The sequence below is a fragment of the Streptomyces sp. NPDC040410 genome, assembly GCF_055595715.1.
Window position 1 is genome coordinate 355,521 of the sequence record NZ_JBVIVK010000006.1, and the last position, 18,105, is coordinate 373,625.

17 protein-coding genes are annotated in these 18,105 nt (G+C 69.3%); 8 read left to right on the forward strand and 9 right to left on the reverse strand.

The window, feature by feature from the left end; genetic code table 11:
- Window positions 1–54: 54 nt before the first annotated feature.
- A complete protein-coding gene (locus tag ACZ562_RS15980) occupies window positions 55–972 on the reverse strand; it encodes a LysR family transcriptional regulator (protein WP_471178652.1) in 918 nt (305 codons plus the stop codon).
- A 79-nt stretch (window positions 973–1,051) separates the two neighbouring features.
- Here ACZ562_RS15980 and ACZ562_RS15985 point away from each other — a divergent pair, with 79 nt between their 5' ends.
- The 4 genes from ACZ562_RS15985 (at window position 1,052) to ACZ562_RS16000 (ending at window position 7,777) form a co-directional block, all read left to right on the forward strand.
- Window positions 1,052–1,795 carry a helix-turn-helix domain-containing protein gene (locus ACZ562_RS15985; protein ID WP_471178655.1) on the forward strand — a complete coding sequence of 248 codons (744 nt, stop codon included), beginning with the start codon at window positions 1,052–1,054 and terminating at the stop codon, window positions 1,793–1,795.
- Between the two features lie 130 nt (window positions 1,796–1,925).
- Window positions 1,926–2,576: a CatB-related O-acetyltransferase gene (locus ACZ562_RS15990; RefSeq protein WP_471178658.1), complete on the forward strand. Its 651-nt coding sequence runs from the start codon at window positions 1,926–1,928 to the stop codon at window positions 2,574–2,576.
- A gap of 492 nt (window positions 2,577–3,068) precedes the next feature.
- The gene (locus ACZ562_RS15995; RefSeq protein ID WP_471178660.1) at window positions 3,069–4,826 is read left to right on the forward strand and encodes an RNA ligase family protein; all 1,758 of its coding nucleotides are present in this window, start codon (window positions 3,069–3,071) and stop codon (window positions 4,824–4,826) included.
- A complete protein-coding gene (locus tag ACZ562_RS16000) occupies window positions 4,826–7,777 on the forward strand; it encodes a poly(A) polymerase (protein ID WP_471178841.1) in 2,952 nt (983 codons plus the stop codon). The genes ACZ562_RS15995 and ACZ562_RS16000 overlap by 1 nt, the downstream gene beginning before the upstream one ends.
- 226 nt (window positions 7,778–8,003) lie before the next feature.
- On the opposite strand, the gene ACZ562_RS16005 is transcribed toward ACZ562_RS16000, so the two are convergent.
- Both ACZ562_RS16005 and ACZ562_RS16010 read right to left on the reverse strand, forming a co-directional pair.
- The gene (locus ACZ562_RS16005; protein WP_471178663.1) at window positions 8,004–8,762 is read right to left on the reverse strand and encodes a hypothetical protein; all 759 of its coding nucleotides are present in this window, start codon (window positions 8,760–8,762) and stop codon (window positions 8,004–8,006) included.
- 859 nt (window positions 8,763–9,621) lie between these two features.
- Window positions 9,622–10,050, reverse strand: coding sequence for an Lrp/AsnC family transcriptional regulator (locus ACZ562_RS16010; RefSeq protein WP_471178666.1), 429 nt, complete (start codon window positions 10,048–10,050; stop codon window positions 9,622–9,624).
- Between the two features lie 84 nt (window positions 10,051–10,134).
- Between ACZ562_RS16010 and ACZ562_RS16015 the strand changes: the two genes are divergently transcribed.
- Entirely contained in the window at window positions 10,135–10,779 is a 645-nt protein-coding gene (locus tag ACZ562_RS16015) for a LysE family transporter (RefSeq protein ID WP_471178669.1), read from the forward strand.
- A gap of 49 nt (window positions 10,780–10,828) precedes the next feature.
- Here ACZ562_RS16015 and ACZ562_RS16020 read toward each other — a convergent pair whose 3' ends face one another.
- The 4 genes from ACZ562_RS16020 to ACZ562_RS16035 form a co-directional block, all read right to left on the reverse strand.
- Complete coding sequence (locus ACZ562_RS16020) at window positions 10,829–11,422, reverse strand: DinB family protein (protein ID WP_471178672.1); 594 nt, start codon at window positions 11,420–11,422, stop codon at window positions 10,829–10,831.
- Window positions 11,423–11,672: 250 nt separating this feature from the next.
- Window positions 11,673–12,236 carry a hypothetical protein gene (locus ACZ562_RS16025; RefSeq protein WP_471178675.1) on the reverse strand — a complete coding sequence of 188 codons (564 nt, stop codon included), beginning with the start codon at window positions 12,234–12,236 and terminating at the stop codon, window positions 11,673–11,675.
- Window positions 12,237–12,571: 335 nt separating this feature from the next.
- Window positions 12,572–13,321, reverse strand: a complete 750-nt coding sequence (locus ACZ562_RS16030; protein WP_471178677.1) for a maleylpyruvate isomerase N-terminal domain-containing protein — start codon at window positions 13,319–13,321, stop codon at window positions 12,572–12,574.
- 144 nt (window positions 13,322–13,465) lie between these two features.
- Window positions 13,466–14,086 (reverse strand): GNAT family N-acetyltransferase, encoded by a 621-nt coding sequence (locus ACZ562_RS16035; protein ID WP_471178680.1) that lies wholly within the window; start codon window positions 14,084–14,086, stop codon window positions 13,466–13,468.
- Between the two features lie 146 nt (window positions 14,087–14,232).
- Here ACZ562_RS16035 and ACZ562_RS16040 point away from each other — a divergent pair, with 146 nt between their 5' ends.
- Complete coding sequence (locus ACZ562_RS16040) at window positions 14,233–14,526, forward strand: hypothetical protein (RefSeq protein WP_471178682.1); 294 nt, start codon at window positions 14,233–14,235, stop codon at window positions 14,524–14,526.
- Between the two features lie 62 nt (window positions 14,527–14,588).
- Here ACZ562_RS16040 and ACZ562_RS16045 read toward each other — a convergent pair whose 3' ends face one another.
- Window positions 14,589–15,203, reverse strand: a complete 615-nt coding sequence (locus tag ACZ562_RS16045) for a TetR/AcrR family transcriptional regulator (protein WP_471178685.1) — start codon at window positions 15,201–15,203, stop codon at window positions 14,589–14,591.
- Between the two features lie 84 nt (window positions 15,204–15,287).
- Here ACZ562_RS16045 and ACZ562_RS16050 point away from each other — a divergent pair, with 84 nt between their 5' ends.
- Together ACZ562_RS16050 and ACZ562_RS16055 are read left to right on the forward strand one after the other, a co-directional pair.
- On the forward strand, window positions 15,288–16,031 hold the full coding sequence (locus ACZ562_RS16050) for an SDR family NAD(P)-dependent oxidoreductase (protein WP_471178687.1): 744 nt from the start codon (window positions 15,288–15,290) through the stop codon (window positions 16,029–16,031).
- Window positions 16,032–16,517: 486 nt separating this feature from the next.
- Window positions 16,518–17,354 (forward strand): hypothetical protein, encoded by an 837-nt coding sequence (locus ACZ562_RS16055; RefSeq protein WP_471178690.1) that lies wholly within the window; start codon window positions 16,518–16,520, stop codon window positions 17,352–17,354.
- A gap of 420 nt (window positions 17,355–17,774) precedes the next feature.
- Here ACZ562_RS16055 and ACZ562_RS16060 read toward each other — a convergent pair.
- The coding region (locus tag ACZ562_RS16060) for a WD40 repeat domain-containing protein (RefSeq protein ID WP_471178693.1) at window positions 17,775–18,105 on the reverse strand (331 nt) is incomplete at its 5' end.

Genomic DNA, 18,105 nt, shown 5'->3' on the forward strand with positions numbered 1-18,105 from the left:
CAGTGGGGGAGGCTGCCGGGCGTCGCGACGGGGCGAACCTTGGCTGACGCGGCACTAGGTCGCTGTGAGGTGCGTGGTGTGACCGTGATGAGCAGCTGTGCTCAGCGCGGCGATGACCGCGGTGGTCGTGGGGTTGGCAGTATCGGTGTGACGCGTCGCGGCGAACAGCAGGCGAAGGATCGGGCGGTCCTCGATGACCGAGGCGTGGATCCCTGGTGTGGCCGGGTCGATGGCCGTCCGGGGAATGAGCGCGGTGGCGAGGCCGGCACGGGCGAGGGTGAGCTGGGCCGCGATATCGGCGGTGACGTAGGGCGTTGAAGGTGTGAAACCGGCTTGGTGGCAGGCGTGCAGGATGGCTTGTCCGCAGTCCGTGGTCGGTGGTGGCACGGCGAGTCTGCGGGTGGCCAGTTCCCGCAGGCAGACGGGTCGGTCGTCGGCTTGGTCCGCCGCGGTGACGACGAGCAGTGGATCGTCGAGCAGTCGGTAGGTGTCGACGTTCCGGGGCGTGGCATCGGGCAGGTGGTGATATCGCTGTCCGAGCACCACATCGACGGTGCCGAGCGGAAGTTCCCGTAGCTGCGCCTGGTCGGTGACAAGGCAGGTGACGGCGAGCTGCGGGTGCCGCGAGGCGAGTGCGGTCAGCGCGGGGGCCACGATGCGCGCGACGGTCGACGGCAGCGCGGCGAGGGTGGTAGTCGCGCCGACCGTGCCTCTGACCGCCGCGACGGCGGTCTCGGCCTCTTGGACGGCGCCGAAGATCCGGTCGGCGTGTTCGAGGAGCACCTGCCCCGCCTCGGTCAACGCCACGGTGCGTCCGTCGGGGCGCAGCAGATCGACTCCCACGTCACGCCGCAGCGCGGACAGCTGTTGGGATACGGCCCCGGGAGACAGGCCCAGCGACTGCGCGGCTGCGGCGATGGAACCTCGCGCGACGACGGTCTTGAGCATGTGCAGGCGGCGGAGGTCCATCATGAATCGATAGATTACCTAAAGGGCCACAGGAGAAAACACGCCCTTGTCCTATTGGGTCCTGGTGGGCGACCTTTGGCGCATGGAGATCTTCGACTGCATCGCCGCGGTGGCCCGGCCCATCCATGACTTCGGTGACGAGTTCATGTCCGACGAAGCGACCCGCACGATAGGTCTGCGCGCCGGTTTCCCTCCAGGGCGCAGCTTCTACTGCCGTGGTCGTTTCGGGGTGCTCGGTGAGGTGCCGGTCCCCGTGCTCCAGGCCGTTCAGGGTTTCCTCGGTCCCGGCCTCGTCTGCGCAGGTTGGTCGGAGGGACGGGCCGTGATGTCGGCAGAGGACGCAGCCGCTTGCTACGCCCAGGCCATCTGGCGGTGGGGACGCACTCACATCCCCGCCAGGGCCGACGTAGAGCACTTCAATCGGCTGGCCCAGCAGCTGATCGACGCTGCCGACGCGGACGCACTGCCCTTGTTCGCCGGCTGGCGTGCACGGCCCTACCCCGAGGATGACCCGGTCGGTGCGGCCATGCAGCGCATACACGTGCTACGGGAGCATCGCGGTGCCTGCCACCTGGCTGCGGTGCGCCAGAGCGGTCTGACCGCCCAGGAGGCCATGGTCATCAACCTCGGCATCGAGCAGGCAGCACATTACGGCTGGGAACAACCACACCCCGCGGCCGCAACACTGATCCCTCGATGGGAGCGTGCCGAGCGGCTCACCACAGAGCTGCAGGCACCGCTCTACGCCACGCTGACCGCCCGGCAGCGCACCGAATTCGGTCAGCTCGTCAGCGGATTGACCGCCTCTGGTCATGACCTGACATAGGTATGGTCGCGGCACCGGTACACACCGATGGTGGCTGACTCTCGGCTCGGTATTAATCGGTGTCCTGGCGAGTGCGGCACGGCGATCATGGACCGGACGCCGACACGCAACTCGTAAGGATTCACTCGCCATGCATGTACCTGCCGACCCGACGGTCCTCCATCCGATGCCTGAGCAGCCCCGGGTCGTGCTGCTCAGGTCACTGGTGAAGTCGCCGCTGATCGAGGTGGGGGAGTACTCCTACTACGACGACCCGGACGATGCGACCGCATTCGAGACGCGCAACGTCCTCTACCACTATGGGCCGGAGAAACTGATCATCGGCAGGTTCTGTGCACTGGGGACGGGAGTGCGGTTCATCATGAACGGCGCCAACCACCGCATGGACGGCCCCTCGACCTTCCCCTTCCCCACCATGGGCGGCTCGTGGTCCGAACATTTCGACCTGCTCACCGGCCTGCCGAGCCGAGGGGACACCGTCATCGGCAATGACGTCTGGTTCGGTTACGACACGACAGTGATGCCCGGCGTGCGGATCGGACACGGCGCGATCATCGGCTCCGGCGCCGTGGTCACCGCAGACGTACCCGACTACGGGATCGTCGGCGGCAACCCTGCCCGCCTCATCCGCACCCGGTACAGCGAACGGGACATCGCCCGGCTGCTGGCCGTGGCCTGGTGGGATTGGCCTGCGGAGCACATCACCGAGCACGTGCGGACGATCATGTCGGGCAGCATCGCCGACCTGGAAGCCGCTGCCGCGGACACGGCTGACGTGTAGGCGAGGCACAGGAGTCCCGCGGGTGGACGTCGCGGCGTGCGATGAGCCGGTCGATCGCCGTCTTCATGCGTGCCGAGGTCTTCGGAGCCGGGCGGGGCCGGCCGTGTTGCCCGGGCCGGCCACCGCGGCCCCTCACAACCTCGGTCAGGGCATCAGCCCGCGACCCGTGGCGGTCGCGGCCGGGAGGTCCGGTGCTCACTGCGTCGCCCGCCAGGGTGGGTGGCCTCGCGGGTCGCTTCGATGGGCGGTGGTGGCGACCGCATCCAGCGGATATCCCTTCCCCGTAGGGCACTTCACCGTACGGGGAAGGGGCCGGGCCCTTCAGCACCGAAGTCGTGTGCCTCGTTCGCGCCCGGACTGCGGGCAGTTGACCCGGTTACGCGCGACGCGGTGGTGCGACTGTCGCCTGTCCGGCGGATATTGCGTGGCTGCGCCGTTGCCCGGCTCCATACAGTGGCCTGGCACGACATCGCCACGGGAGGCTCTGGGACCATGCGGACGCACTATCCGCGCACACCGCATCTGCCCTGGTCTCCGGGTGCCACACCGGACGATGTGCGGGCCGGTGACCTGGCGGGGCTCAGGGGCCGGGAGGTCGTGGTCACCGAGAAGCTCGACGGGGAGAACACCACCCTCTACCCGGACGGGCTGCATGCTCGGTCACTGGATTCGGGGCACCATCCGTCCAGGGCCTGGGTCAAGGCTCTCCAGGGGCGGATCGGGCCGGAGATTCCGGCGGGGTGGCGCGTGTGCGGGGAGAACGTCTACGCCCGGCACTCGATCGCGTACGAGGGTCTGGAGAGCTGGTTCTACGGTTTCTCGGTCTGGGACGGCGAGCGGTGCCTGGACTGGGATGGCACCGTGCGCTTTCTGCGGCGGCTCGGGGTACCCGCCCCGCGGGTGCTGTGGCGGGGCACGTTCGACGAGCGGGCGCTGCGGGCGCTGCGGCTGGATGCCGCGCGGCACGAGGGGTATGTCGTAAGGGCCGCGGAGGGTTTCCAGCAGGCGGAGTTCGGGCGGCGGGTCGCCAAGTGGGTGCGCCCGGAGCACGTACGGACGGGTACGCACTGGATGCACGGCCCCGTCGTGGAGAACGGACTGGGCCCGGCCGCGGCGCTGTGGGCCGTGCGTTCCGGCGCAGTCCCCGATGTGCCGTCGCTGCTGGCCGCGGTCGGAGTGCCGGAGTACGGCCCGTTCCCCGCTGCCGGAGCCGTCGCCGTCGAGGCAGCCGCGCGGCTCGATCTGCTGGGGCGGCTGGGGGATGCGCGGCTGGCCGGTGTGCTGGCCGCGCTGCTGCACCGAGCCCCCCGGGCCCGGCTGGCGGCGCGGCTCGTGGCTCCTCTGGGCATGCCGCTGGCCCGTCGCGTCGCCGACCTGGTCGGGCTGCACACCCGGCTGCACCGCCCGTTCCCCGACGAGGAGCGCCGCGGCGGGCTGATACGGATGGCCACCGCGGCCGATCTGGGGGTGTTGCACGCTGTGGCGGGCGCCGTCCTGGCCGGGCGCGGGAGCGAGGAGGCCGCCGATGCACGTGAGCTGGTGGAGTGGTCCGCGCTCCATGCCGAGGAAGCGGGGCTGCTCGGGCCGGAACCGCTGCAGCCGCTGCGCGGCGCTCTGCGCGCCGCGTTGTCCGGCCTGGGCGCGGACGCCGCCGACCGCTGCTGGGCACAGGCACGGGAGACATGCGCCCAAGGGCGGATCGTCACCGTCGAGGAGGCTCTGGCGGCGACCTGGCGGTGGCGGACGGGGTCGTTTCCCCGGCTGATCCACCTCGTCGGGCCCTCCGGCAGTGGCAAGAGCACCTTCGCCGCCGGTCTGCCCGGTGTCGACGCCCGCGTCTGTCTGGACGACCTGCGTCACGCGCGCGGCTCACGGGCGGACCAGAGTGCCAACGCGGACGTCCTGCGGGAGGGCCTGGGCAGGCTGGACGCCGCGCTGGCCGGAGGCGGCACCGTCGTGTGGGACGCCACATCCCTCAGCCGTCAGCAGCGCTCCCTGGTGCTTGCGGTGGCGCGACGCCGGGACGCGCTGGTGACCCACGCGGTCATCCTGGTCGACGAGGACGAGACGGCCCGGCGCAACACGGCACGGGCGCATCCGGTGCCGGCCGGGGTGCTGACCGCACAGCTGCGTCGGTTCGACCCGCCGTACCCGGGTCAGGCGCACCGCACCTGGTACGTGGGCGCGGGCGGATCGGTCGATGACAAGGCCGGCGCTCTGGAGAGCACCCTGGAAGGAGAGGAGGCGTGATGCGCACCAGCGAGGAGATCTTTCACAAGGTCCGCTGGGATGCCCGGTTCGACCCGGCCCGGTTCGTGCTGGGCATCCATCAGCGTGGGGCTGCCGTAAAGCGCGTCCCGCTGCCTTCCTTCACGCCCGGCGGTGACATCCCCTGGCACCGGGTGCTGTTCGTCGAGGCGGACGGCGAGCTGGTGTGGGACCGCGCCACCGGCATGGACCGCCTCGACGACTGCGACGCCGGCCGGGTACGGCGGCCTCGCCGGCTGAGGGCCCCGTTCTTCACAGCCGGAACGCCGTACGCCTGGCAGGAGGCGGCCGGATGGTGCCCCGTGGCCGAGGCTCCCGCCGCGGCCTCGCCGGACACGGCGGGCGCGGTTGGCGCACTGCGCGTACTGACCTGGAACACACTGTGGGACCGCTACGACAGCGACCTCATCGACACGGCCCGCCGCCGCCCGCTGCTGGTCGACGCCCTGGAGAACGCCGACGCCGACGTCATCGCGCTGCAGGAGGTCGAGCCCCAACTGCTCGCCATGCTGCTGAACGCCGACTGGGTCCGTGCCCAGTACACGCTGAACACCGATCCGGCGGGCCACGACGTCGACGACAGCGGGCTGTTGATGCTGAGCCGCCTGCCCGTGCGGGAGGCGGGACGGCACGTCCTCGGCCCGCACAAGGCGGTCACCGCTCTCGTCGTGGACACCGCGTCCGGCCCGCTGGTGGTGGCTGCCACCCACCTCAGCAGCGACCACTCCGACAGCGGACCCGCCCGGCGGAAGGCCGAACTGGCCCGGCTCGCCCACGGACTGGCGGGCGTGGACGGCGACCTGATCGTGCTGGGCGACTTCAACGACGGCGGCGACGGGCCCGACGGACCGGCTTCCGTACTCGGGATGCGCGACGCCTGGACCGAAGTGCACGGGCCCGACGACGGCACCCCCACCTTCGACCCCGTCGTCAATCCGCTGGCCGCCGTCTCCTCACTGTCCGGCCGCGCATCCCGGCTGGACCGGGTACTGGTACGCGCCGGAGCGGTGCGCGTGGCCGCGGCGACCCTGCGAGGAGACTCGCCCACCCAGGAAGGCCTGTATCTGTCGGACCACTACGGAGTGGAGGTCGTCCTGGGTCTGGGCAGTGCCGGCGGGTCGCCCGCCGGTGTGACGCCCGGTGGCAGCGACGTCCTTGAGGTGCCGCCGACCGCCCGTACGGCGGTGGCATGGCTGCCGCCCCGGCAGCTGTGGCCGCCGATCCAGGAACTGCGCCGGGAACACGACCCGCAGATCCACCGCTGGCCGCCCCATGTCAACCTGCTGTTCGGCTTCGTACCGGAGTCGGACTTCGAGCGGGCCGCGGCGCTGCTGGCCGCCGCAGCCGAGGAGATACCGGCCTTCACCGCTCGGCTGGAGGGCGTGCACACCTTCGGGCACCGGGAGGACGCCACCGTCTGGCTCGACCCGGCAGCCGACGGCGAAGCGCCCTGGGCGGCGCTTGCCCGCGCCCTTCGGCGGCGCTTCCCGCGCTGCCGGGGCCGCGCCGAGGGTTTCACCCCGCACCTGACGCTGGGCCGCACCCGGGATCCGCAGCGGGTGGCCGCCCACTGCGCAGCCCGGCTCAAGGGCATGACGGCCGAGGTCGGGGAACTGGTACTGCTGTCGCGCCGGGGCGACGAGCCGATGCGGGAGCGGGCCACGATCTCCCTGGGCACTGGAGAGGTGCGCTGGCTGCCCGAGACCGGCAGCGTGCGCGAGGACGGAACCGGCACCGGGGCAGAGCAGCCGACCGCGGAGGACGCGCAGCGCGACACCGACGCCGCGCGGACGGAGCTCCGTATCGCCCAGGCGCTGGCCGAAGGGGCCGTGCAGGTGGTCGGGTCCCGGCACATGGGCTGCCAACTGCCCGGCGCGGACCTCGATCTGGTGGCGGCCGTGCCCGACAACCTCGGCATGGCGGAGGTGACCGAGCGGGTGACGGCCGCGCTGCCGGACGCCACCCGCGTACGCCTGGTCACCGGCGCCAGGGTGCCGGGGCTGAGGCTCACCGCCGCAGGCTTGGACGTCGACGTGGCGGTCGTCGCCACCGGTCCGGTGCCCTGCGGGGAGGCCGTGGCCCGCCGCACCGAGCTGGGCGAGGCGAGCGCGATCGCCCTGAGCGCGGTCAGCGACGCCGACGCCGTCCGTAGGGCGACCGGCGATGCCCACGCGTCGTTCGCCGGGCTGGCCAGACAGGTGAAGGCATGGGCGAAGGCCCGCGGTCTGGACTCGGCGCCGTTCGGCGGACTGCCCGGACTGGCCTGGACGATTCTGGCGGCGCGCACGGCACGAGAGGCCGGACACCTTCCCGCCCGCGACCTGCTCAGCGAGTTCTTCGGCACTTGGGCCGCCTGGGACTGGCGGGAGCCGATCACCCTGTCACCCTCAGCCCTCCTCGCCCCGACACCGCACGCCCCGGTGACGGTCATGACGCCGACCGCTCCGGTCCGTTCGTGCACCGAACAGGTCACCGCCGGCACTCGGGACCTGCTGACCCAGGAGCTCTACCGTGCCTGGGAGATCCTCGAAAGGGCGGCCAGGACGGGCACCGACCCCAGGCCCGAACTGCTGTCGCACCCGCCGCTGCACCGCCGGCACGCGGCCTGGGCGATCCTCACCGTACGCCCGTACCGCGGCGAGGAGTTCGAGGAGACACTCGGCCGCTTCCGTGGCCGTGTCCGGGGTCTGCTCACCGCCCTCGAAGACGCCGGCACGACCGACGCGCACGCCTGGCCCCACCCCTTCGACAAGGGTCCGCATTCGGCCCGGTACGCGATCGGCCTCGGCCAGAACCCACCCGACGCGGAGCAGATCGCCCGGCTCGCCGACAAGTGGAGCAGGATTCTGCCCGGGGTCGACATCACATGGGCGGAATGCGGCGCCGTGCCGACGCAGAGTCACAACCCCGGACGCAGCGGCGGGCCGGTATGAGCCCCAGCACGGTGTGGTTCTTGCCGATGGGACGGCGCCGTACGAACCCGTTTTCATGGACGTCGACTTGCTGCCGCCACACGAGTAGGTATGGGGTCAGGCACAGCAAGCCGAATGCCAGAGCGATGAACCCGGATTCGGAGCCCGCTCCGCTCCTGTGCAGTCCTGCCACTGCGGCGATCCCAAGGAGCATGCTGACGGAGGCGAGGTAAAATCCCTGCCGCTATCACCGGCGCCACCACCTGCGCCTGTTGCGCTCACTCAGCTGCCTCGCCCGGTCGACCTGTGCCTGCAGGTCGGCGTGATCCACGTCGGCGAAGCGGGCGACGACGTAGTTCCACTGGGCCGCCGCCTCGTCGTCCCGCCGCATGGTCTTCAGGGTGGAGCCGAGGTTGTTCGCGGTCCACGCCACGAATTCCAGGACGCTGGGGCGTGGGTCATTGCCGAAGCAGCTCACCGACTCTCCCCAGACGGCCACCGCCTCCTGGGTACGCCCCAGTTCCTCAAGGGTGCAGCCATAGTTGAGCCTTGCCTTGGCCAGCTCCTCGCTCACCACGGTCTCGTCGTCGGAATGCTCCCACGGCCTGTAATCGATCCAGCGGGCCAAGTCATCGAAGGTCTGCAGCTGTTCAGCGGTACGGCCCAGTTTGCCGAGGTCGATCGCCCTGCCGCCCCACGCGGCCGCCAGAGGCCTGCGGAATATCGCCTCCGGCCGTCCGGAGAACATGTCGATGACCTGCTGATGACGGGCCAGAGCTCGTTCCGTTGAAATATGATAGGTGCAGATGTATGCACCCCAGTTCAAGGCATCGGCGACCCTGCGCCCCACCAGCGGATCCTGAGTGCCGCCGAAACGCGCGATCAAGTCGTCGTAGACGGCCAGCGCCTGTGCCCAAGCAGAATTGCCGTGCCGCAGTTGCAGCGCCTTGCCTTCTTCGAACAGGGCGGTGGCGACGGTGCGGTCCCCATCGACTGCAGACATCAACTTCCTCTTTCCTCATCCTCGTCAGTTACTCATGGCGCAGGCGAGCAGGGTTCGGACCGCATCACATCCCCATGGGCGCTTCGCAGCAGTTTGCCGCCCTGCCCGCAGCGCATGTGCCGGAGGTTTCACCCCCGAAGCAGCCTGCCGCGACCCTGGTCATGGCCTGGCCGAGCAGGCCGGCAGCGACTTTCCGGTATGGACGACTGCCGTAGCCCCGCGCCGACGGACCCACTGCCAGGCGCCCGACACCCGAGACCGAATCCAGCAGCGCGCGGCACCGGGACAGCCGATACTCAGCCCCGGGCCGGCCGGTACCTGTACCACTCCAGGACCCGAACCGTAGAGGGCCCAGACCGAGGTTCAACCGCCAAACCACCCCACACGCAGACAGTGGAGTAGCGAATTGGGTAGTTCCACTCACAGGGGTTGACGTGGTGGTGCCTGCCGTGTCGGGTACGGTCCTCGAAGTGGTCCAGACCCAGGCCGTGTTTGAGAACCCGGGCCGAAAGGCCGGACTGGGGGAGAGAGATGATCGGGCCTGGTGGCCGGCCGCTGGTGACCGTGACTTTTGCTCGCGGCTGGGGGTGGGTTGTGTGGGGCGGCGTATGTTGAACTCGGCGGAACACGGTGGCGTTGAAGGTCCCCACCTCGGGGTTGAGCGTCTCGCCGGTCAGACCGCGGCGGAACCCTTCGTACGCGGAGCGTGCCGTCGTCGACCGTCTCACGTTCGACGGCGCCATCTTTCGGAACCGGCACTGACTCCCACCGCCACCCCGGCACCGGAGCCCGAACTGAGCATCCCAGTCAGCTATTGACGGGCACAAGCACATGACCTTCGCACTGGCGTGAGTCCTACGCTTCAGTCGAGCACGATCCGCAAGGCGAGCCGTGTGCTGGTCTGGGCGACACCGGCCGTGCGCTTCAGGGCACGCACGATGGCGTCCAGCCCCGAGGCGTCGGCCACGCGAGCGCGGATCAGATAGTCATGCTCGCCCGTGACGTGAATCACCTCGGTGATCCCCGGCAGCCGCACGACCGCCTTCTCGAACTCTTCGTCGGTGGTGTCGGACCTCAGCCTGGCATCAATGAAGATCACCAGCCCGTCACGGTCGAGCGCGGAGTGGTCGACAAGGGTGGTGAAGCCCCGGATCACTCCGCTGCGCCGGAGCTTGCGAACGCGGTCGGTGGCCGCGTTCGCGCTGAGGCCGACCCGACGGCCCAGGTCGCGGAAAGATATCCGCGCATCCTCTTGAAGAGCACTGAGTATTTCCCGGTCTATCTGGTCCATACCGCGATTATCTCAGCCCACGCCGGTCGGAATCCGCATCCGCCGACTGGGCCCCACCATGCTGCAGTGGTGATGGAAACAGTCATGAGCAGTGGCATCGCCGGCGCTGGTGCGGGTCTGGGAGTGGCCATGCCGCTCGGCGCGATCGGTGTATTGCTGATCCAGGAGGGAATGCGCGGCTGGCGTCCCGCTGCCGCAGCAGCCTGCGCAGTGGCGGTGGTCGACCTGGCCTACGCGGCGGTGGCCGCGGCCATGGGACCCGCACTCACGGCTGCGCTGTCGGAGCAGGCACAAGCATGGGTGCGGCTCGCTTCCGCCGCCGTCCTGGCGGCGATGGCCTTCCACGGTCTGCTGTCCTTCCACCGGAAACGGTCAAGACAACAGACCCTGGCCTCCCACACTCCGGTCCCGGTCACACCGGTCCGGACGCGGACCGCCTTCACCCGGTTCGCTGCCCTGACGATGATCAACCCCCTGACCGGGCTCTACTTCGCCGCTCTGGCAACGGGACATCCCGGCTATGCCAACACAATGGCTGCACTGGGAGTCTTCCTCGCCTGCGTCTTCCTCGCATCACTGCTCTGGCAACTCCTGCTCGTAACGGTCGGAGCAGTCGCCGGCACACGGATATCCGACACTGCCCGTGCGTGGACCTACAACGTCGGCTATGGGATCGTCGGTCTCTACGCCGTCGTCCTGGCCTGGCCGCTGCCCCGGGTGCATGCCTGACTGACGTCAGAACTGACCCATCAACATGGCCACCCGGTCCGGTCCGAAGTCACCCCTCTCGGTCAGCTTCCTGAGCTGCACTCTCCAGCCGGCTTCGATAGTTTTCCCACCATGCCGAGTCGCCCGGCGCCATGCTGTCATTGCCCTTGTTCATCCCGACGGCACCGTCCATGAGTTCCCGGACGATATCGGCGTGACCGGCATGCCGGTGGGTGTCGGCAATCACGCGCACCACGGCATGATGCAACGTCACCTCGTCCCTGCCGTTGGGCCACCACGGCACCCTGCCGATCGTGTCCAGCGCCAGCGCGTCGATCGTCGCGTCAGCGTGCGCCCAGGCCCGGCGGTAAAGCTCCACGATGTACTCGCGTGACTCGTCGGCGGTGGCCCACATATCCGCGTTGGGCTCGGCACCGCCTTCGAGCCAGGGCAGCGACTCGCCGGACGGCCGTGCGAAGGTGTCGCCGAGGTAGCCCAGTTCCACGCTGGCCACGTGTTTCACCAGCCCCAGGAGGTTGGTGCCGGTCGGTGTCAGCGGGCGGCGGATGTCGTACTCCGAGAGCCCCTCGAGCTTCCACAGCAGGGCATCACGGGCGGACTGCAGGTAAAAGTGAAGGTCGGCCTTGGCATCCGATGTGGTCATGGGGCCAGTCTGCCGCTCGGGTGATCTTTGTCCAGCGCCCTCCCCTCTCTTCACGGCGATGCACATCATTGACGTGACGAGCCTGGTCACTTGAGACAGGGTCAGATCGACGGAGTTGCCTGGCGATCGTGCCCGCGGGCGGCGAGGATACCGACTGCGAGCACGCGCTGGGCCTCGCCCCCAGAGTGGAGATCACGTGGTCGATCCTTGGACGCGGTACCCCTGCCGGTCGTCAGGACCGTCGTCGGGGTCAATGCGCCAGGCACGGGGCAAGCGATTGCTCGCCGACAAGCGTGTTGAGCTGTCCGGCTGCGGCGTCGTGGAGGTAGAAGAGCATCATGACCTGACCGTTGTGCCGCACATAGAACCGCCGGCCGTCGCGTTCCAGGTCGTCCATGAGATAGCTGACCACCATCCCGTCGACCCAGTTGTCCCTGACCTCGATACTCCAGCGGCGTTGCTGGTCCCCGACCGAGTATTCGATCCACGCCTCTCTGGTGTCCATGTCAACGTGGTCCCGCAGATCGGCCAGAGCATCCGGCCGGCCGGCGATCCGGCACAGCTGCTTGGCTATTGCGACGTACGCGCCTGGCCCCTGAACACATGCGGTGTTGAGGTTCCATGCCCGGTCGCAGAACCATCGTCCCCACGGCTCGGCTTCGACTTCGCTGCCGAGCAGGAACAGCACCAGGTCGAACGGCGTGTGTTCGTACGACTCCCGCGACCAGGAATACAGCAAATCGTCCACGGTCCTGCCGGCCGCGAGGGGCAGTCCCAGCTCCGCCAGCGTGGAGAGCTGCGCTTCAAGTTTCATGACCGCGATCGTAGTCCCACCGGGGACGGCGGTTACGGCACTGTCGACGAGCGGCTGCGCAGGCCCCGGCCCCGGTCGGTCGGCAGAGTGGTGTCGGCCGACCGGAGTTGGCGCAGTCATACCGTCTCGCTACGGTCGGAGCCAGCCCGGCCCGGAACGGGTCCCCTGGCACGTACGTGTGGCGTCCGAGCGCGCGCCCGCCGAGCGGTAGCGACCGCGCCCAGCAAGTGAATGGACGGCAATTCCCCGGGGTGCTTGCGTATATTGCGTTTCCGGTCGGCTCCCGACCGACCAGGGCACCGTGGAGCACGGGGCAGGGCAGGCCGCTCGGCTCTTCAGACGTAAAGGAACGCGTTGATCAGATCCGCTTCCCGCGCCGTGACAGCGGACAGGTCGATACGGCCGCCGGGTAGTCGCCGACCCCAGACCGCCAGAAGGCGGTCCGCCGCCGAACTCCGCACGACCGGCAACTCGTTGTCGACTGTGCGCATCTCCATCGACGGCGTCGGTGCCACTCGGACCAGGAGATCGTCACTGCCGGGGCTGCGCATCAGGAACGCGAAGTCTTCTGATGCCTGACGGGGACGAACGGCTCGTCCCGCGGCTGATTCCTGCAGGGACGTCATGCCCGACAGCACCTTGGCCGCGTGTGCGGTGAGAGCCGGCTGGGCGAGCAGCTGCCGGCCGGCCTCGTCATCGCCGACGACGTCCCAGCGGTGTACGGCGAGCTCGGATCTGTTGTGCGTACGAAACTCCTGTCCGGTCAGCCGGAGCCCGGTGAACTCGACCGCGCCGCCGGCGAGAATCAAGGCGTCCACGGCACCGGTCAGACGGCTGCCCTCACGCGCCAGGCCGCCCAGCAGCTCGTCATAGGGCAGTGCACGAAACGTTGCCTCGCGCTCGTCGAACGGCCGCGTAGGCCGGGCAGTTGCACCCTGCAGGTGGGCTTCGATCAGGTCCGCCTCCTCCTGAGCGCCGGCTGCCACGTGTGCTGCGAGGTCTCGCACTCTCCAGCCCTTGCACGCTGTCGGCTGGTCCGGGGGGTGGTTCATCAAGACCGTGAAGAACTCGGTTGCTTCATCCATGGCCCGATGATCAACTGGCGGGCTCCCGTGCGCTGGCGGCAATCGGACATTGAGTTCGGGCCGAAACCTCGGATCCCACCTACAGAGAAGCTCTCGCTGTCCGTGCTGCGGCCGCACGAAACCCGCAGCGCGGGTCGCCCGGGCTCAGCCGGCAACGAGGCGAGCGGTCAACCGCTCCTTCACGGCGGGCCACTGGTCGCTGAACAGCGCATAGTAGACGTTGTCGCGCCAACTGCCGTCGGGGCGGCGCATTTCGCGACGGAAGACGCCTTCGCGGACCGCGCCCAGCCGGGCTATGGCATTCTGGGATCGGATGTTGAGGTGGTCGGTGCGCCAGGACACACGGCCCATGCCCAGGTCCTCGAAAGCGTGAGTGAGCAGCAGCAGTTTGGACTCGGTGTTGACCGCGGTGCGCCAGGCGGCGCGGCCGTACCAGGTCCAGCCGATCTCCAGACGCTCGTCGCGGGCGCTGAAGAATCCGTACGTGGTCCAGCCCACCGCGCGGCCGGTGGACAGCTGGACTACGGCAAAGGCCACACGTGTACCGGCCTGACAGTCCGCGATCAGGCGGTCCAGCAGGGCGGCCATCTCCTCCCGGGTGCGTGGGGTGGAGACCGGCAGCCATCGCCAGACCTCATCGTCCCCACCGCCCGCGGCAAACAGGTCGGGAAGGTGAGCCGAGGTCAGCGGCTCCAGACGGACGTGACAGCCCACCAGAGTGACAGGGACAGGGGTCTTGGCAACAACAAGGTTCAGTGAATCCATGGATGTGATCATCCCGGTCTGAACACATTTGCAACCACCGCCGAAGTCACCAAGAGATCGGCCCGCGGTGTTGCCGGGTTCTCACAGGATCATCCCGTGAATTGGGCGGTCCTGAATTGCGCATTGGCTTCCCTGCTGCAGGAGTTGTGGCTCAGGGGACCCTGTGGCTGGCCGACGCCGTACAGAGCACCGGCTGCCGGAGTCGCCGGATGACCACGGTGGATGTCGACGTCTCGCACCCCGTGATGGCCGATCGCGGCCTGCCGCGCGCCTGCTTGAACCACCTGGTCGAGCTGCGTGTCGAAGACGCCGGCGTGACCCTGCGCCAGTCACCGGACCGGGCAGCCGCCGTAGTCACGAGGGTTGCCGATCACGCCCCTGCGAAGGTGTGCACCGTCCTCATGAACGGAGCGGGGTCCCCGAACTCGCTGCCCAGGTGATTCCCCGCCACCCTTCCCTCTTCGCAGGGCAGGGCCGGCTTCGCGTGGCCGGCGTTCGCGTCTCAGCGGGCGGAGGAGGCCAGGACGCGGAACTGAGAACGTACGGGGACGAGGGCCGCCCGCAGCTGATCCGGGTCGCGGGTGGTCTTGGCCAGCAGGATGCCGCCTTGGATGGCGGCGAGCGTGGCGGTGGCCAGTTGGGTGGTGTCGGTGTCGGGGGGGAGGAGGCCCCTGCGCCCCAAGTTCTCCAGCGCATCACCGATGGCCACGCGCCACTGGCTGAACGCGGCTGACAGGTCCTGCCGTGCCGCCTCGCTCCGGTCGGAGAGTTCGGCGGCGAGGGTGCCGATCGGACAGCCGACGCGGCAACCCTGGGACTCCTGGTGGACGACCAGGTCATCGAACCACGCGTCCAGGGACTGCCACGAGTCCACGTCGCGCAGGCGCTCGGCCACGCTGAGCACAACCTGTGCGGACTGCCACGCGATAACCGCTTGGACCAGGTCCTCCTTGTCGCGGAAGTAGTGGTAGAGCTGGCTCTTGCTGGCCTGTGCGGCGGCCAGGACGTCGTCGAGGCCTGTGCCCTCCACGCCGTCGGTCTGGAACAGGGCTGCGGCGGCCGTCACGATCCGCTCGCGGGTGCGCCTGCCTCGCTCGGTCTTGGGCTCCACGGACATGACATCAGATCCTACTGTGACTGGACCGGACGGTCCACTTCCCTCTAGGGTGGACCGATCAGTCCAATTCTTGAGGAGACTCTTATGCAGCTGACGGGCAGGCGGGCACTGGTCACCGGTGCCACTTCCGGTATCGGCCGAGCCGTTGCGGAGGCGTTCGCCAGGGAAGGCGCGGACGTGATCGTCGCGGGCCGGGACGTGTCCCGGGCGGAAGAGGTCGTCCAGTCCATCGAGGCGTCAGGCGGTACAGCGGCAGCCGCTGTCGCCGATCTGACCGATCGGGCAGGTGTCGAAGCTCTGCTCGCCGCCGCGGGGCGGCGCGGACCGGTCGACATCCTTGTGAACAACGCCGGGATCTACCCCTTCGCCCCGACCGTCAGCCTCGACCAGGCCGCGTTCGACGCGGTGGTGGACACCAATCTCCGCGCTCCGTACCTGCTCACCACGGCACTGGCGCCGCAGATGGCCGCACGGGGCTACGGGAGGGTCATCAACATCTCGACCATCGCCGCCCATGTCAGCGTGCCGGGATCCGGTCTGTACGGCGCCTCAAAGGCCGCACTGGAAATGCTCACCAGATCCTGGTCAGGAGAGTTCGGGCCGATGGGCGTGACAGTGAACGCGATCGCACCCGGCCCCACCCGCACGCCGGGAACAGCACCGCTGGGCGATGCCCTGGACGTGTTGACCAAGACGTTTCCGGCAGGCCGCCCGGCCGAGCCCGAGGAGATCGCCGCGGCCGCTGTCTACCTCGCCGGCGAGACGGCCGGCTATGTACACGGCACCACCCTGGTCGTCGACGGCGGCGGGCTCGCCACCCGGCTGTAACCGACAGGCTGTCTGCCTGTGGTTCCGGAGCGAGGCGCGGATCGCCGCCACAGGCAAGGACGTGGGACCTGATCCGCCCTCTGCTCACCAGGCCTGGCGGGACGGCCGGTTGCGGCCGCGCTGGCTCCAACCCGGCCACCCCAGTACGGTCACGTGGCCGACGCTGGCCGTCTGAGCCGCGGAACTCGGCACTACGCCGGGGCAGCACAGCCGCTTGTCCAGGTCCTCCGCAGGAAGACGGGCCGGACTCGTCTTCCTGCGGAGGGAAACCCCCGCGCCGCCCCACCCCGGCCCGGCGAGTGGACCGGGGGTGGTGGTAGCCGAACAACTGGACGCAAAGGCTGGTGAGGGATGACCCCGTCCGAAACGCCCGGCCGTCCACCACTCCCGTCGCGCCGCATCCACGTCATACAGGACCGAGGTCGGCGGACCCGCTCCGGCTCGCAGGCCGTTGTCAGTGCCTGTCCCTACAGTTGGCCCCTGATCTTGTCCTCCGGGCCGTGGACACCGTTTCCCGTCGTCGCGGCCCCCGCGCAGGAAGCCGTGAACGTGATGTCCAACCTCTCCACCCCCACCACTGGTGACGACTGGGAGTCGTCACTGACGCAGGCCTTCGGCGTCCTGCTCGGCCGCCCGCTCTCGGACTTCGATTCCGGCACGGAATACGCGGTCTACTACGGCGGAAACTGGCTCTACGAGACCGAGTCCAACAGGGATCCCGCATGGCTGGAGCCGGCCGCTCTCACCGGCCGGGAGACGATAACCAGCGAGAACCTGCTGCTGCTCGACGAGGTGGGCTACCCGGAGCTGCGGTTCGACGCGAGCCGGTCGCTGTTCGAGATCGACACCTATGCCGCGGAGTTCCCCGCTGCCTTCAAGGAAGACCTCGCCGGAGTCGATCTGTCCGGTCCCGGCGGCATGCCGCAGGTCCTCGGCGTCGATCTGGCGCGCCTGACGGCACGCCACGGGGTCGACCTCACCTCACCCGACCTGCCTCAGGAGACCTGGTGTCTTACGCAGGCCAGGATCGCCTCGGACGGCACGCTTCTCGATGCCCTGCGGGCCGCCACGGGCATGGGCCAGGGCCCCGAAAGCCTCGTGCCGTTCGAGACGGCGGATGCGGAGACGGAGGCCGCGATCGCGGCCGTGGAACACACCGGGCTCCGTGCGCACCTACGCGCGTTCTGCGACCCCGACTCGCACGACCTCGCCCTCTGTCTTCACGACATGCGCAAGTCCAGGGAGGAGGGCGGTGCGCTGGTGGCCCAGTGGCAAGGCGCCGTTGATCAGTACGAGATCACCGTGCAGCGGGTCAGGGCCTGACCGCCGTCGCCTGCCGCCCGGCCCCGTCCCAGGACCGGGCGACAGGCCGGGCTGCAGCAGGGTCCGGACGGCCGCCGCCTCACCCTGCGACGGGCCCGTCCCGCGAAGACAGCCGCGACAGCGCGCCCGCTGGTGCAAGCGGCTTGAGCACTTCAGCGCGAAGGGACGTCGAGCGCGGCGATTCCTCCGCGGACCGCCATCGCTGTCTCGTCGAGCAGGCGACGCTCTTGCACCCTCCAGTTGGCCGCGGTGCGCGTCCGAGCCGCTGCGCCACCGCCCAGACCCGTACCGACGTCGTCCTGAAGACTGGGCGCTGCAACCGGTGCTTGGAAGTATCGGGGCGTGGCCGCGCCGGGCTACGTCGCCGCGAGTTGACACATCCGCCCTCGGCTCCCTGCCTTGCTTGCACGTGATGGTGCGTCAGAGGTCCCACAGCTGCGCGGTGTTGTCGTCGCTGCCGGTGGCGAGTGTGGTTCCGTCGGGGCTGAAGGCCACTGAGTTCACGCTGTCTGTGTGGGCCTTCAGGGTGGCGGTGTGCTTGCCCGTCGCCGGGTTCCAGAGGCGGGTGGTGTTGTCGTCGCTGCCGGTGGCGAGTGTGGTTCCGTCGGGGCTGAAGGCCACTGAGTTCACGCTGTCTGTGTGGCCCTTCAGGGTCGCGGTGTGCTTGCCCGTCGCCGGGTTCCAGAGGCGGGTGGTGTTGTCGTCGCTGCCGGTGGCGAGTGTGGTTCCGTCGGGGCTGAAGGCCACTGAG

Bases quoted from the DNA above. Each gene is read 5' to 3' on its own strand.
- ACZ562_RS15980 (WP_471178652.1), bottom strand. From the start codon at position 972: ATGATGGACCTCCGCCGCCTGCACATGCTCAAGACCGTCGTCGCGCGA.
- ACZ562_RS15985 (WP_471178655.1), top strand. From the start codon at position 1,052: ATGGAGATCTTCGACTGCATCGCCGCGGTGGCCCGGCCCATCCATGAC.
- ACZ562_RS15990 (WP_471178658.1), top strand. From the start codon at position 1,926: ATGCATGTACCTGCCGACCCGACGGTCCTCCATCCGATGCCTGAGCAG.
- ACZ562_RS15995 (WP_471178660.1), top strand. From the start codon at position 3,069: ATGCGGACGCACTATCCGCGCACACCGCATCTGCCCTGGTCTCCGGGT.
- ACZ562_RS16000 (WP_471178841.1), top strand. From the start codon at position 4,826: ATGCGCACCAGCGAGGAGATCTTTCACAAGGTCCGCTGGGATGCCCGG.
- ACZ562_RS16010 (WP_471178666.1), bottom strand. From the start codon at position 10,050: ATGGACCAGATAGACCGGGAAATACTCAGTGCTCTTCAAGAGGATGCG.
- ACZ562_RS16015 (WP_471178669.1), top strand. From the start codon at position 10,135: ATGAGCAGTGGCATCGCCGGCGCTGGTGCGGGTCTGGGAGTGGCCATG.
- ACZ562_RS16020 (WP_471178672.1), bottom strand. From the start codon at position 11,422: ATGACCACATCGGATGCCAAGGCCGACCTTCACTTTTACCTGCAGTCC.
- ACZ562_RS16025 (WP_471178675.1), bottom strand. From the start codon at position 12,236: ATGAAACTTGAAGCGCAGCTCTCCACGCTGGCGGAGCTGGGACTGCCC.
- ACZ562_RS16030 (WP_471178677.1), bottom strand. From the start codon at position 13,321: ATGGATGAAGCAACCGAGTTCTTCACGGTCTTGATGAACCACCCCCCG.
- ACZ562_RS16035 (WP_471178680.1), bottom strand. From the start codon at position 14,086: ATGGATTCACTGAACCTTGTTGTTGCCAAGACCCCTGTCCCTGTCACT.
- ACZ562_RS16045 (WP_471178685.1), bottom strand. From the start codon at position 15,203: ATGTCCGTGGAGCCCAAGACCGAGCGAGGCAGGCGCACCCGCGAGCGG.
- ACZ562_RS16050 (WP_471178687.1), top strand. From the start codon at position 15,288: ATGCAGCTGACGGGCAGGCGGGCACTGGTCACCGGTGCCACTTCCGGT.